The organism is Promicromonospora alba, assembly GCF_042654905.1.
GTDB classification, from domain to species: domain Bacteria; phylum Actinomycetota; class Actinomycetes; order Actinomycetales; family Cellulomonadaceae; genus Promicromonospora; species Promicromonospora alba.
This window is the reverse complement of record NZ_JBHSFI010000005.1, coordinates 611,120-623,901: the sequence shown is the minus strand read 5'-3', so window position 1 is coordinate 623,901 and position 12,782 is coordinate 611,120. Positions and strand designations below refer to the sequence as shown.

General features: G+C 70.9%; 9 protein-coding genes, 1 tRNA gene and 1 pseudogene. 6 read left to right on the top strand and 5 right to left on the bottom strand.

The features are described 5' to 3' along the window. Nucleotides 1-155 precede the first annotated feature (155 nt). Nucleotides 156-1,034, top strand: coding sequence for an AbiV family abortive infection protein (locus ACFO6V_RS17755; RefSeq protein ID WP_377137474.1), 879 nt, complete (start codon nt 156-158; stop codon nt 1,032-1,034). An 808-nt stretch (nt 1,035-1,842) separates the two neighbouring features. On the opposite strand, the gene ACFO6V_RS17750 is transcribed toward ACFO6V_RS17755, so the two are convergent. From ACFO6V_RS17750 to ACFO6V_RS17730, 5 genes are all read right to left on the bottom strand, one after another. Continuing rightward, complete coding sequence (locus ACFO6V_RS17750) at nt 1,843-2,217, bottom strand: helix-turn-helix domain-containing protein (protein WP_377137472.1); 375 nt, start codon at nt 2,215-2,217, stop codon at nt 1,843-1,845. A 105-nt stretch (nt 2,218-2,322) separates the two neighbouring features. Beyond that, nucleotides 2,323-3,717, bottom strand: a complete 1,395-nt coding sequence (locus ACFO6V_RS17745; RefSeq protein ID WP_377137470.1) for a site-specific integrase — start codon at nt 3,715-3,717, stop codon at nt 2,323-2,325. A gap of 190 nt (nt 3,718-3,907) precedes the next feature. Next, nucleotides 3,908-3,978: transfer RNA gene (locus ACFO6V_RS17740), tRNA-Gly, on the bottom strand. Nucleotides 3,979-4,086: 108 nt separating this feature from the next. Further along, entirely contained in the window at nt 4,087-5,196 is a 1,110-nt protein-coding gene (locus tag ACFO6V_RS17735; protein WP_377137468.1) for a transaldolase family protein, read from the bottom strand. Nucleotides 5,197-5,360: 164 nt separating this feature from the next. Further along, nucleotides 5,361-6,098: a GntR family transcriptional regulator gene (locus ACFO6V_RS17730; RefSeq protein WP_377137466.1), complete on the bottom strand. Its 738-nt coding sequence runs from the start codon at nt 6,096-6,098 to the stop codon at nt 5,361-5,363. Nucleotides 6,099-6,275: 177 nt separating this feature from the next. Here ACFO6V_RS17730 and iolC point away from each other — a divergent pair. The 5 genes and pseudogenes from iolC to ACFO6V_RS17705 all read left to right on the top strand — a co-directional run. Then, a pseudogene (gene iolC, locus ACFO6V_RS17725) lies at nt 6,276-7,232 on the top strand (5-dehydro-2-deoxygluconokinase); the annotation flags it as partial. Nucleotides 7,233-7,400: 168 nt separating this feature from the next. Next, nucleotides 7,401-8,216: a Cgl0159 family (beta/alpha)8-fold protein gene (locus ACFO6V_RS17720; RefSeq protein ID WP_465264117.1), complete on the top strand. Its 816-nt coding sequence runs from the start codon at nt 7,401-7,403 to the stop codon at nt 8,214-8,216. Continuing rightward, complete coding sequence (gene iolB, locus ACFO6V_RS17715) at nt 8,213-9,208, top strand: 5-deoxy-glucuronate isomerase (protein ID WP_377137464.1); 996 nt, start codon at nt 8,213-8,215, stop codon at nt 9,206-9,208. The genes ACFO6V_RS17720 and iolB overlap by 4 nt, the downstream gene beginning before the upstream one ends. Continuing rightward, nucleotides 9,205-11,151, top strand: coding sequence for a 3D-(3,5/4)-trihydroxycyclohexane-1,2-dione acylhydrolase (decyclizing) (gene iolD, locus ACFO6V_RS17710; RefSeq protein WP_377137462.1), 1,947 nt, complete (start codon nt 9,205-9,207; stop codon nt 11,149-11,151). Before iolB ends, iolD begins: the two co-directional genes overlap by 4 nt. A 61-nt stretch (nt 11,152-11,212) precedes the next feature. Then, nucleotides 11,213-12,715, top strand: a complete 1,503-nt coding sequence (locus tag ACFO6V_RS17705; protein ID WP_377137460.1) for a CoA-acylating methylmalonate-semialdehyde dehydrogenase — start codon at nt 11,213-11,215, stop codon at nt 12,713-12,715. The last annotated feature ends 67 nt before the right edge of the window (nt 12,716-12,782 follow it).

Below are 12,782 nucleotides of genomic sequence, written 5' to 3'. Positions count from 1 at the left end.
CCTTCCAGAGGTCCCCTTCACCGCCAAGTGGTCGGGTGCGAAGGATCCAGGTTTCAGCCGGGCGCGGCCTGTCGATCGCGCCCTGTTGCGGGTGACATCGCACCGTCCTCGCCGTGCCTTCTTACGGATGGCAACGTCGCGCGCAGACTTGTTGCATGGCCGTACGCGTGCTTCCCGATCTCACACCTGAGCGAGTAGAGGATCTGCTGGACTCGCTCCTGGCCAACGCCGACGCTCTCCTGACCTCAGCGGTAGCGGTGCTAGACCTGGGCCACGTTGCGCTGGGTCGGTCGTTGGCCTTGCTGGGGTTGGAGGAGTCAGGGAAGGCGATCGCAGTCCATGAACGTCGGATACAGATGGCGTTCGCTCCCGAGGGCGAACTATTTCGATGTACGTGGCTGGACGAACTGTGGGCAAGTCACCAAAAGAAACTGGAGAAGGTCCACGCCTTCCTCGTAGAGGAGCGGTACTGGTTCGGGATCGAGCCTGCCGATCCAGTCCAGAATGCCGCCTCACTGGGTGCCGTAAGGGCGTGGTCACGCCGCCATGATCGGTCCAAGCAGCGTGGCTTCTACGTGGATCTTGGGAAGACAGGTAACATCCTGGCTCCCACGGATCTGTCCGTCGAGGGGCCGCTGCGCGAAGTCATCGCGCACGTTCACCAGATCGGTTGGCAACTCCGCCTCGGCGAGCACATCGAGGGCCAAAGGCAGGACGAGCGGGAAGCCGGATCGCCACCGCTGACCGACGAGGCTTTGGGCCGGATGAACGGCAGCCATGCCACTCGTCTGCCTCCGGAAAGCCAGCGGATCGTGCTCGAGCTGATCGAGTCCATGAAGAAGGGCACACCGGGTGAGCCCTTGAACAACACTGCTTATAGGTTCAATCGACCCGGTAAGGATCGCGGATCTTTCGTCAACCTAGGCAAGCCTGGGTATGAGGCGGAAACGCGAGAGCTGCTGCGCATGGCTGACGAGCTCGAACGGAATGCTGAGTCAGGAGGCATTGCCTTCCCGGATGCGAGTGAAGACTGAGCGACAGAACCGAAGTCTCCTAGACCGAACCGATGCCACCCACGGCAGGTTGATCGAGCCGTTCGCGCCCCGTCGAACCTGACGTGTTCCTCGGCGAACCGGGCAAGAGTGCAACCGCCGCGGGACCGCTGGGCGTCGAAGTGGTGTGCGCATCTGACCTGCGCTGATACCGCTGCACACCCTGGTGTGCGGCGTGCTTGGTGTGCGCAGAGCGTGCGCTCGTTTGTCACCATCGGCGCATGGATGAGTACTCGCGCGCTGGCCGCCCAGTGGAGGCCGATGGGCCGAGCCAGCCGGCCCAGTCGTGGGGCGATGCCAACGCACGAACACTCTCCGCTTTCGACGTTCCCCCGGCGATCAATACCCAGGAGTTGGGGGACATGCGTTCGCCCTGTTCGCTGCCATGTCCCCTACCTGGAACGTATCTCGAAAGGCTGCATGGGGGACGCCAAGTAGTACCTCGACGGGTACAGGTGGCGTGCACAATCGTGAGCATGGGGCAGGCAGGTGCAGATGTATGCGGGCTAACTCGGACATGCGCGGTGGTGGCAAATTGCCACCACCGCGCGGCCTGCGGGTTCGCTTCGGCATGCCGTGCGGTCGGCGCCGAGCTGCCGACGGCATCAGGGCTAATCTGGACAGCCGCGGTGGTGCCAATTTGGCACCACCGCGTGACCGGGGCTTCTACCTGAACGACGTGCCCGGTACAGCCCGCTCCGGCCCTGGAGAACAAAACGGATAATTATGGTTCCGCCAATTTGGCAGGACCATACGACCCGGGCAAACGCTGCGGCGCCCAACGAGGAAGCTACCGCGTGCAGGCCTCGATGTAGGCCTCCACGACCGACCGCCGCACCACGATCTTCCGCCCGATCCGGGTACCGGCAAGCAGTCCACGGCGCACCAGCTCCCCGGCCGTCCACGACGAGACGCCGAGGTAGACCCCGATGTCTTCGTACGTCAGATACGGGTCCCGTGGGTCGCCCGCTTGCTCGGCCCGGTACCGGTCCAGCACCGACCGCCGCACTCGAAGCCGGCCGCCGATCCGGGCACACGGTCCAACGCGCCCTCGGCGCACCAGTTCGCCGAACCACCAGCGTGACACTCCCAGCACCTCGGCGGCTTCGGCCGCCGTGAGCAGGGGATCGTCGAAGGCAAACGGCAGCGCACCCTGGGTATCCATCTCTCGCTCCTGTCCGATCGCGGTCATCGACAGGTAGGTGTGCACCAACTTCCAAGCACCCGCCGCCCGGCCCCGCAGAAAGCGCCGGGCAGCGGCAGGCTCAGGTCACCTGCTCAGCCCAGGGAAATCCACGACATTCGATGCTCGCCTCGCCGCCTGGTTCTCGGCCATCCGCGCCGCCAGCCGCTCGTCACCGTCATCGGTGGCGTGCTGGTAGACCATGGCAGCGGCGACTGTCGAGTGCCCGATGCGCCGCTGCAGTTCGGCCAGCGTCGCTCCGGCCTCGGCGGCGCGCGTCGCAGCTAGGTGTCGCAGGTCGTGCCAGCGCAGCTCGGCGGGTGCGCCAGCGCGCCTCTTTGCCCGAGAGAACATCGACGACCGGTTCCCGCCGCGCACCGGTCGCCCGGCAGAGGTCGCGAACACCAGAGCTCGCGGACCGAGTCCGGTGTAGCGCTCCAGATGAGCCAGGAGGGCTCGGGCGGCTTCCGGTGGGAGGTGCACCTTGCGGCGTCCAGCGTCCGACTTGGGCGGGCCGAACGCGACGGGCTTGCCCGGCACGTCCACGAGTGTCTGCCGGACGTTGAGCCGCACGCCGCCCTGTGGCGTCCGCTCGACGTGCTGGCGTTCGAGCGCGAACAGCTCGCCCGCACGCAGCCCGGAGTGCGCCGCGACGATCACGGCCGCGCGATACCGCTCCGACTGTCCGTCGAAGGCCGCCGCGATCGCGTCGACCACGGAGTCGCCGGGGACCACTCGTTCCGCCGGCCGGGTCTGGCCCGCACCGCGAATGCTGCACGGGTTCGCCTCGATGAGCCGGTCACGCACGGCGTCGCCGCAGATCGTTCGCAGCAGCGCGTAGGCGTGCGCCGCCTGGGTCCGGCCGGTCACCGTCCCGGCGTGCCGGGACTCGACCAACGCGGCGGCGGGCGAACCGGCAGACCGCCACGCCTCCCACAACGCGGCTGGCATCCGCCCGGAGTCACCGACCGGCAGGCCGGTCGCACGCGCCCACCCCCGCACGTGAGCCGCGTCGCTCGGCCCGCCCCCGCGAGCAAGCCACGCCGCGGCGGACTCCGCCGTCGCCACCAACAGCGCCGCGTACCACTCGCTCACCATGGTGTGCGAGATCGAACGCAGCGGGAGCGAGCCGAGGTCGAGCTGCCGCGCGCCGCCCGGGCTCCGCAGCGGTGTCAGGATCCAGCGCCGCAGCAGCCGCTCGTAGCCGTCGAGGGTGGAGGGCTTCAGGTCCCGCGTGGCGAGCCAGCGCTGCGCGTACTCGCGCAGCGGCACGTCGCCCGTCTCGGGCTCGCGGTAGGTGCCCTGGTAGACGTCGCTGAGCACGCGGGCCAGGGCGGCGTTCGCCGCCTTCTCGGACTCGAACGTGCCGATCGGACGGCGCACGCCGTCGGGTCCGGTGTACCTGGCCTCCCAGCGGCCGGCCGTGCGCTGGCGGACGTTGCCGTAGGACCGGCGGCTGTTGCGACGGTTGCGTGGGGACATGCTTCGAGGTGCGCGTGCGGCTCCACGGGCGCGCCCCTGCGGATCGGGTGAAGCGGACATCTTGGCTCCAGGTCCTGACCCGTCGCGAGCGACTTAGGGTCAATAAGGGCCACTCGGCGCCGCTTCCAGCCCTCCAGAATGCACGAAGCCCAGATCAGAAACACTCTCTGACCTGGGCTTCCGTACTCTGAGCGGGCGACGGGAATCGAACCCGCGTAATTAGTTTGGAAGACTAAGGCTCTACCATTGAGCTACGCCCGCATGGCCCCGCGCGATGCGCGGTGCGGGGAACACACTAGCAAACTTCGGCCCCTCGCCGACCCCGCCGACACGCGCCCGCGCAGCACCACCGGCCGCCACGCCCTCAGCTCAGGGCGCAGGAACCAGCACGTCCCGAACCAGCGCATCCAGCTGCGCATCCGCCTCAAGGAACTGGCGCAGTGTCCGCCGGGACGGACCGAACCCAGCGAACTGCTCAGGCGCCAGCCCATCAGGCTCGTACGCGGCCCGGAAGTCCGGCAGCGAACGCGAAAGCGTCTCGAGGATCTCCGGATCCACCGGCGAGTCAATCCGAGACGGCAGCGCCAGAGAGTTCCGGTTGATCGAGTCCTGCCACTCGAACGGCGGTGAGATCACGAGGTCACCGCCCACCAGCTCCGACAGATGCAGATGCGTCCGGAACGCCGCCGACAGCACTCGAGTCCGATAGCCCCGCTCGACGAAGATCCGGTAGGCATTCTTCAGAGCAGCCACCCCCGCCCAGTCAAGAACCCCCGGCGGCAGCAGCAGACCATCACGAGCCGCCACGATCTTGAGCCAGTCATCAAGCCGCCCGCCCATGATCGTCGCGACGGCCCCCATCTCCTCGACCGGCAGCCCCTCCCGCTCGCGACGGTCGAGCCCACGCTCCACAGCCTCGGCAACAGCCACCGCCTGCGCCACGGTGAACGACACCGTCGCGTTGACGCTGATGCCGCGATAGGTCACTTCCTCGATGGCCTCGACGCCCACCTGCGTCGCGGGGATCTTCACGATGATGTTCGGCGCCAGCGCCGCGAACTGTTCGGCCTGGCGCACCAGGGCGCCGGCGTCCCGGTGCAGGCGCGGGTCGGTCTGGATCGACAGCCGCCCGTTCCGGCCACCGGACGCCTCGAAGGCCGGCAGCAGCAGGCGGGCCGCCTCGACGCTCAGCTCCTGGACCACCAGCCAGCCCAGCTCCGACTCAGTGGCGGTAGGCAGGTCGTCGGCGAGCGCGCCCAGCCGGGCCGTCCAGCGCGGCAGGTCCGCCTCGATCGCCGCGAGCGCGATCACCGGGTTGCAGGTCGCGCCGACGGCGCCCCAGGCGATCGCGCGGCCGAGCTGCACCGGGTCCGCCGAGTCGTTCCACAGGGCCGTCTGCGGGTGCTCGCGCGTCATGCGCGCCAGAGGGGTCTCCCCGCCAGCGCTGTCAGGTGTGGCGGTGTCGAGCGTCTGGGTCACGAGATCCTCCGGAGGCGTAGGCCGACAGTGCGCGTCCGCACCCGAGCCCGCGTCGTCGCAGGGTTCGGCGTGACTCCATTCGACAGTGCGTCCAGGCAACCTGTCAACCGAATGTCAGGACAAAGCAGCGCAACACAAGGGCCCGGCCGCGAAGAATCAGCCGGTCAGCTCGCGAACAGCATGGTGTCGAACATGTACCGGGACGCACGGTAGATGTGCTGCCCGAACTCGATGCCCTTGCCGTTGTCGTCGTACGCCGTGCGCTCCATGGTCAGCAGCGCCGCCCGCGGCTTCTCGCCGAGCGTGCGGGCCTCGGCCGCCGTCGCCGAGCGCGCACCGATGCGCTGCCGTGCGACCTTGGGCTTGGCGCCGCGCGAGCGCAGCAGGTCGTACAGCCCGCTCGTCGCGAGCTCCTCGACGGTCGGGGCGATGTCCAGCGGGACGTAGTTGGTGAGTACGGCCAGCGGCTCGCCGTCGGCCATGCGCAGACGGCGGATCATGACCACCTCGGTGCCCTCCGGCAGCTCGAGCGCCTCCGCGACCTCGGCACTCGCCGACACGGTCCGGTGCTCGAGCACCTCGGTGCTGGGCTTGCGGCCGGACTTCGTCAGGTCGTCGTGCAGGCTCGTCAGCTCGACGGGCCGGCGCACGCGCGCCGGGGCCACATGCGTCCCGACCCCGCGCTGGCGCACCAGGCGTCCGCGCTCGACCAGGTCCTGCAGCGCCTGGCGCGCGGTGGGCCGCGAGATGCCGAGGCGCGCGGCCAGCGCGACCTCGTTCTCGAGAAACTCGCCGGGCTGCAACCGCCCGTCCTCGATCGCTGCGTCGATAGCGGTGGCAACCTGGTGGTACAGGGGCACCGGGCTCGACCGGTCGAGGTCGATGCGCAGCGTCTGGGGCACGGAGAGCCTCCTCGTTGGGGTCTTCTTGTCGCTGAGAGTCTAGCCGTCGGTGGTATTGAGGACGGGATGTTCAAATGTCAGGACAAAGTATTGACAGGAGAGCGCGGCGGAGGCAGGGTCGAGGTATCTGCCGCACGAGTGGTGCGCGCGGATCCGCAACGATGGGGATGGGGCAGCATGACACGACGCGTTGAGGCGTGGGCGCCGGACGTGCTCGCGATAGGCCGCATCGGGGTCGACCTGTACCCGCTGCAGAGCGGCGTGGGCCTGGAGGACGTGCAGTCGTTCGGCAAGTTCCTCGGCGGGAGCCCGACGAACGTCGCGGTCGCCTCCGCCCGGCTCGGCTATGCCACCGCCCTCGTCACCGGCGTGGGAGAGGACCCCTTCGGCCGGTACGCGCGCCGCGAGCTGCGCGGGTTCGGCGTCGACGACCAGTACGTCGTCGTGGTGCCCGAGCTGCACACCCCCGTCACGTTCTGCGAGATCTTCCCGCCTGACGACTTCCCGCTCTGGTTCTACCGGTCGCCGTCCGCCCCCGACCTGCGGGTCACACCGGAGGACGTCGATATCGACGCCGTCCGCTCGGCCCGCCTGTTCTGGCTCACCAGCACCGGCCTGAGCCAGGAGCCCAGCCGGTCGGCGCACTTCGCGGCCCTCGAGGCGCGCGGCCGGTCCGGTCACACGGTGCTCGACCTGGACTACCGCTCGATGTTCTGGCCCGACGTCGAGACGGCGCGCGAGCAGATCCGCGCAGCGCTGCCGCACGTGACGATCGCCGTGGGCAACCGGGAGGAGTGCTTCGTCGCCGTCGGCGAGAAGGATCCCGACCGGGCCGCCGACGCGCTGCTCGCCGCCGGGGTCGAGCTGGCAGTCGTCAAGCAAGGGCCGCGCGGGGTGCTGGCCAAGACTCGCGACGAACGAGTCGTCGTGCCGCCGGTCGCCGTCGACGTCGTCAACGGGCTCGGCGCGGGGGACGGGTTCGGCGGGTCGCTGTGCCACGGGCTGCTGCAGGGCTGGTCGCTCGAGCGGACGCTGCGCTTCGCCAACGCCGCCGGAGCGATCGTCGCGGCCCGGCTGGAGTGCGCGGCGTCGATGCCGACGGTCGCCGAGGTCGAGTACCTGCTGGCCACGGGCCGGGTGCCGGAGCAGCGGACCGATGCCCCCCTCGAGATCCGTGAGCGCGCGGCCGCGCCGTCCGACACGAACGACACGGACGACGACGGCGCCGCGTCCGAGAGCACCGCGCGGCCCGCCCTGACCGTCGACGACGTCGCCGAGCTGCGGCTGAGCGACCCGCGCGCCCTGCGCGAGCGGCTCTTCACCCGGCCGCGGCATCCGGGTTCGGTCCCGGGCGAGCGGTTCCTCGTCATCGCCGCCGACCATCCGGCGCGCGGCGCCGTGGCGGTGGGCGGCGACCCCATGGCGATGGCGGACCGGCGCGACCTCCTGCGCCGGACGGCGATCGCGCTGGGCCGGCCGGGCGTCGGGGGCTTCCTCGGCACCGCCGACCTCGTCGAGGAGCTCGCCGCGATGGGCGCGCTGGACGGCAAGCTGGTCTACGGGTCGATGAACCGGGGCGGCCTGGCCGGCTCGTCGTTCGAGCTGGACGACCGCTTCACCGGCTACGACGCACGCGGCATCGCCGAGGCAGGCCTGGACGGCGGCAAGATGCTGCTGCGCATCGACCCGCAGGACCCCGCCTCCGTCGCCACGCTGGAGGCGAGCGCCCGCGCCGTCGACGAGCTCGCCGACCGCGGCCTGGTCGCGATGGTCGAGCCGTTCATCTCGCGGCGGGTCGAGGGACGCGTGCGCAACGACCTGACGCCCGACGCCGTGATGCGGTCCATCGCCATCGCGTCCGGCCTGGGCCGCACGTCGGCCTACACGTGGCTCAAGCTGCCCGTCGTGGACGAGATGGAGCGGGTTCTCGCGGCGTCGACCCTGCCCGCGCTCATCCTCGGCGGGGAGGTCAGCGGCGACCAGGACGCCGCCATGGCCGGCTGGGCCAAGGCCCTCGCCCTGCCGACGGTGCGCGGCCTGGTGATCGGCAGGTCCCTGCTGTACCCGCCGGGCGGCGACGTCGCGGCGGCCGTGGACGAGGCGGTGAGCCTGCTGTGACCGAGAACGATCTGATCCTCAGAGCGAGCGTCCCCGACGCGCGCACCGGCGGCGCCGTCGCCGAGGTCACGCCCGAGCGGGCCGGCTGGGGCTACAGCGGCCTCCTGGTCCACGAGATCGCCCCGGGCGGGCACCTCGACCTCGAGCTCACCGCCGACGAGGCGGTCGTCGTACCGCTGCGCGGGAGCCTGCGCCTGGACGTGACCGACCCGAGCGGCGAGCACCACGACCTGCGGCTGACCGGCCGCGCGAGCGTCTTCGAAGGCCCGGCGGACGTCGCCTACCTGCCGGTCGGCTCCACGGTGACGCTGCGGCCCGACGGCGGCGACGCGCCCGACGGCGAAGACGCCTCCAACGGCGGCGGCGCCCGCGTAGCCATCGGCACCGCCCGCGCCGGCCGAGTGCTGCCCGTCCAGGTGCTGCGGGCGAGCGAGGTGCCGGTCGACCTGCGCGGCGCGGGCCGGGCCAGCCGCCAGGTGCACAACTACACGATCGGCACGGCCGTCGACGTCGACCGCATCCTGGTGTGCGAGGTGCTGACCCCGGGCGGGAACTGGTCCAGCTACCCGCCGCACAAGCACGACGCGCACAGCGACGTCCCCGGCCACGAGGAACGTGAGCTGGAGGAGATCTACTACTTCGAGGTCGCCGACGGTCCGGCCGGCCCGGGGCTGGCGCACCACCAGGTGTACGGCACGGCGGACCGGCCGATCGAGGTACTGGCCGAGGTCCGCACGGGCGACACCGTGCTGGTCCCGCACGGGTACCACGGGCCGTCCGCGGCGGCCCCCGGCTACGACCTGTACTACCTCAACGTCATGGCCGGTCCGGCCGACGACGGCACCTGGCTGTCCGTCGACGACCCGGCCCACCACTGGGTGCGCGAGACGTGGGCGTCGGAGCCCGTCGACCCGCGCCTCCCGCTCGGCGCGAGCCCCACCCCCGCACGCACCACGACCCCGACCACGGAACTCACCGAGGAGCCCACGTGAGCAGCACGACCCCCAGCGACACCCCCGCCGAGGCCGCCACCGTCCGCCTCACCGTCGGCCAGGCCCTGGTCCGCTTCCTCGCGCACCAGCACACCGAGCGCGACGGCGTGACCCAGCGGCTGTTCGCCGGCGCGTTCGGCATCTTCGGGCACGGCAACGTCGCGGGGTTCGGGCAGGGGCTGCTGCAGGCGCACGTCGAGGCCGCCGAGTCCGGCGTGCCGGCGGGCGAGACCGGACCCGACGAGCTGCCCTACCTGCTGGCCCGCAACGAGCAGGGGATGGTGCACGCCGCCGTCGGCTACGCCCGCACCAAGGAGCGGCTGCAGACCTTCGCCTGCACCGCGTCGATCGGCCCCGGCTCGACCAACATGATCACGGGCGCCGCGCTGGCGACCATCGACCGGATCCCCGTGCTGCTGCTGCCCTCCGACGTCTTCGCGAACCGGCTCCCGGACCCCGTGCTGCAGCAGCTCGAGCACCCCGGCGGCCCCGACGTGACGGTCAACGACGCGTTCCGCCCGGTGTCACGGTACTTCGACCGGATCTGGCGACCCGAGCAGCTCCTGTCGAGCGCCCCCGCCGCCATGCGCGTGCTGACCGACCCCGCCGAGACCGGCGCCGTCACCCTCTGCCTCCCGCAGGACGTGCAGGCCGAGGCCTACGACTGGCCCGTCGAGTTCTTCCGCGACCGCGTGTGGCACGTCGCGCGCCCGGTCCCGGAGCCCGCCGCGCTGGCGCGCGTCGTCGAGGTGATCCGCTCCGCGAAGCGGCCGCTCGTGGTCGCGGGCGGCGGCGTCGTCTACTCCGAGGCGAGCGAGGCGCTGCGCACCTTCGCGACGGCGACCGGCATCCCCGTCGCCGACACGCAGGCCGGCAAGGGCGCGATCAACTGGGACCACCCGCTCGCCGTCGGGGGAGTCGGCGCGACGGGCAACGACGCCGCCAACGCGCTCGCGGCCACCGCCGACGTCGTCATCGGGGTGGGCACCCGCTACACGGACTTCACGACGGCGAGCCACACCGCCTTCCGTGACCCGGGAGTGCGGTTCGTCAACCTCAACGTCGCCGCCTTCGACGCCGCCAAGCACTCCGCCGAGATGCTGGTCGCGGACGCCCGCGAGGGCCTCACCGCGCTCACCGAGGCGCTGGCCGGGCACCGTACCGACGCGGACTACCGGGAAGAGATCACGCGCCGCGTGGCCGGCTGGCAGGAGGTCACCGAACGCTGCTACCACCTGGGCCACGGCCCGCTGCCCGCCCAGACCGAGATCTTCGGGGCGCTCAACGAGCTCATGAGCGACGAGGACATCCTCATCAACGCCGCCGGCTCGATGCCGGGCGACCTCCAGGCGCTGTGGCGCGCGCGGACGCCGTCGCAGTACCACCTGGAGTACGGCTACTCCTGCATGGGCTACGAGATCCCCGCGGCCATGGGCGCGAAGCTGGCGGCGCCCGACCGGGAGGTCGTGGCGATCGTCGGCGACGGCACGTACCAGATGCTCCCGCAGGAGCTCGCGACCATCGTCTCCGAGCGCATCAAGGTGATCGTGGTGTTGCTGCAGAACCACGGGTTCGCGTCGATCGGGGCCCTCTCGGAGTCGCGCGGCTCGCAGCGGTTCGGCACGAGGTACCAGATGCGCAACCCCGAGACCGGCCTGCTCGACGGCGACGACGTGCCCCTCGACCTGGTGCGCAACGCCGAGAGCTTCGGCGTCGACGTGCTGGTCGCCAAGAGCGTCGAGGACTTCCGCGCGGCCTTCCGCACCGCCGTCGCCTCCGACGCCGCGACGCTCATCCACGTCGAGACCGACCTGTACGGGCCCAACCCGCCCGGTTCGAGCTGGTGGGACGTGCCGGTGAGCGAGGCCTCCACCCTGCCCAGCACCCGTACCGCACGCGCCGAGTACGAGGCGGGCCGCGCCGCTCAACGGCACTACCTGTGACGGCGCGCCCCACCGTCGCGACGGAACCGACAGACCCCACCCAGCCCGAGCGAGGTATCTGATGTCCCTGATCACCCACTGGATCGACGGCAAGCCGGTCGAGTCGTCCGGCGAGCGCACCCAGCCCGTCTTCAACCCCGCGACGGGCGCCGAGATCGCACGCCTCGGGCTCGGCACGGCCGCCGACGTCGACCGCGCGGTCGCCTCGGCCGCCGAGGCCTTCGAGGCCTGGTCGCGGTACCCCCTCGGCAAGCGCGCAGCGGTGCTGTTCCGGTTCCGCGAGCTGCTCGCCGCCAACACCGACGAGCTGGCGCGCCTGGTCAGCCGGGAGCACGGCAAGGTCGTGTCCGACGCCGCGGGCGAGGTGGGCCGCGGCCTCGAGGTCGTGGAGTTCGCCTGCGGCCTGCCGCACCTCCTCAAGGGCGAGTACTCGGAGCAGGCCGCGACCGGCGTCGACGTCTTCTCGTTCCGGGAGCCGCTCGGCGTGGTCGCGGGCATCACGCCGTTCAACTTCCCGGTCATGGTGCCGCTGTGGATGAGCCCCATGGCGATCGCCACCGGCAACACGTTCGTGCTCAAGCCGTCCGAGCGCGACCCGTCGGCCTCGCTGTTCCTGGCCGACCTGTGGCAGAAGGCCGGTCTGCCCGACGGTGTCTTCAACGTGGTCCAGGGCGACAAGGAGGTAGTGGACGCGATCCTGCACCACGACGACGTCGCGGCCGTCTCGTTCGTCGGCTCGACCCCCATCGCCAAGTACATCCACGCCACCGCGTCGGCGGAGGGCAAGCGCGTCCAGGCGCTCGGCGGGGCCAAGAACCACGGCGTGGTGCTGGCTGACGCCGACCTCGACGACGCCGTGAACCACCTGACCGCCGCGGCCTTCGGCGCGGCCGGCGAACGCTGCATGGCGATCTCGGTAGCGGTCGTCGAGGACTCGGTGGCCGACGCGCTGGTCGAGAAGCTCGCCGCCAAGGCCCGCGCGGTCAAGGTGACGTCCGGCGACCAGCCGGGGGCCGACATGGGCCCCGTCATCACGGCCGCCGCGAAGGAGCGCATCGAGGGCCTCATCGGCTCGGCCGAGCGCGACGGCGCCGAGCTCGTGGTCGACGGCCGCGGCCACACCGTGCCGGGCTACGAGAACGGCTTCTTCGTCGGCCCGACCGTCATCGACCGGGTCGCTCCGGCGCACGAGGTCTACCGCGAGGAGGTCTTCGGGCCGGTCATCGACGTCGTGCGCGTGTCCGGCCTGGCCGAGGCGATCGACGTGATCAACGCGAACCCCTACGGCAACGGCACCGCCGTCTTCACGAGCTCTGGCGAGTCCGCCCGCACCTTCCAGCGCGAGGTGAAGGTGGGCATGATCGGCGTCAACGTCCCGATCCCCGTCCCGGTCGCCTGGCACTCGTTCGGCGGGTGGAAGGACTCGCTGTTCGGCGAGAGCCACATCTACGGTCCCGAGGGCATCAAGTTCTACACGCGCGGCAAGGTCGTCACGCAGCGGTGGCCGCACCGTGAGCAGCGCGCCGACGCCTCGTTCCACTTCTCCGGGGACTCCCAGAAGTAGGGGTTTGACCGGTAGTAAGTATGTCTTGACATGGGCTCTCGCAGCGGTAGCGTGGGTCACTCAGATC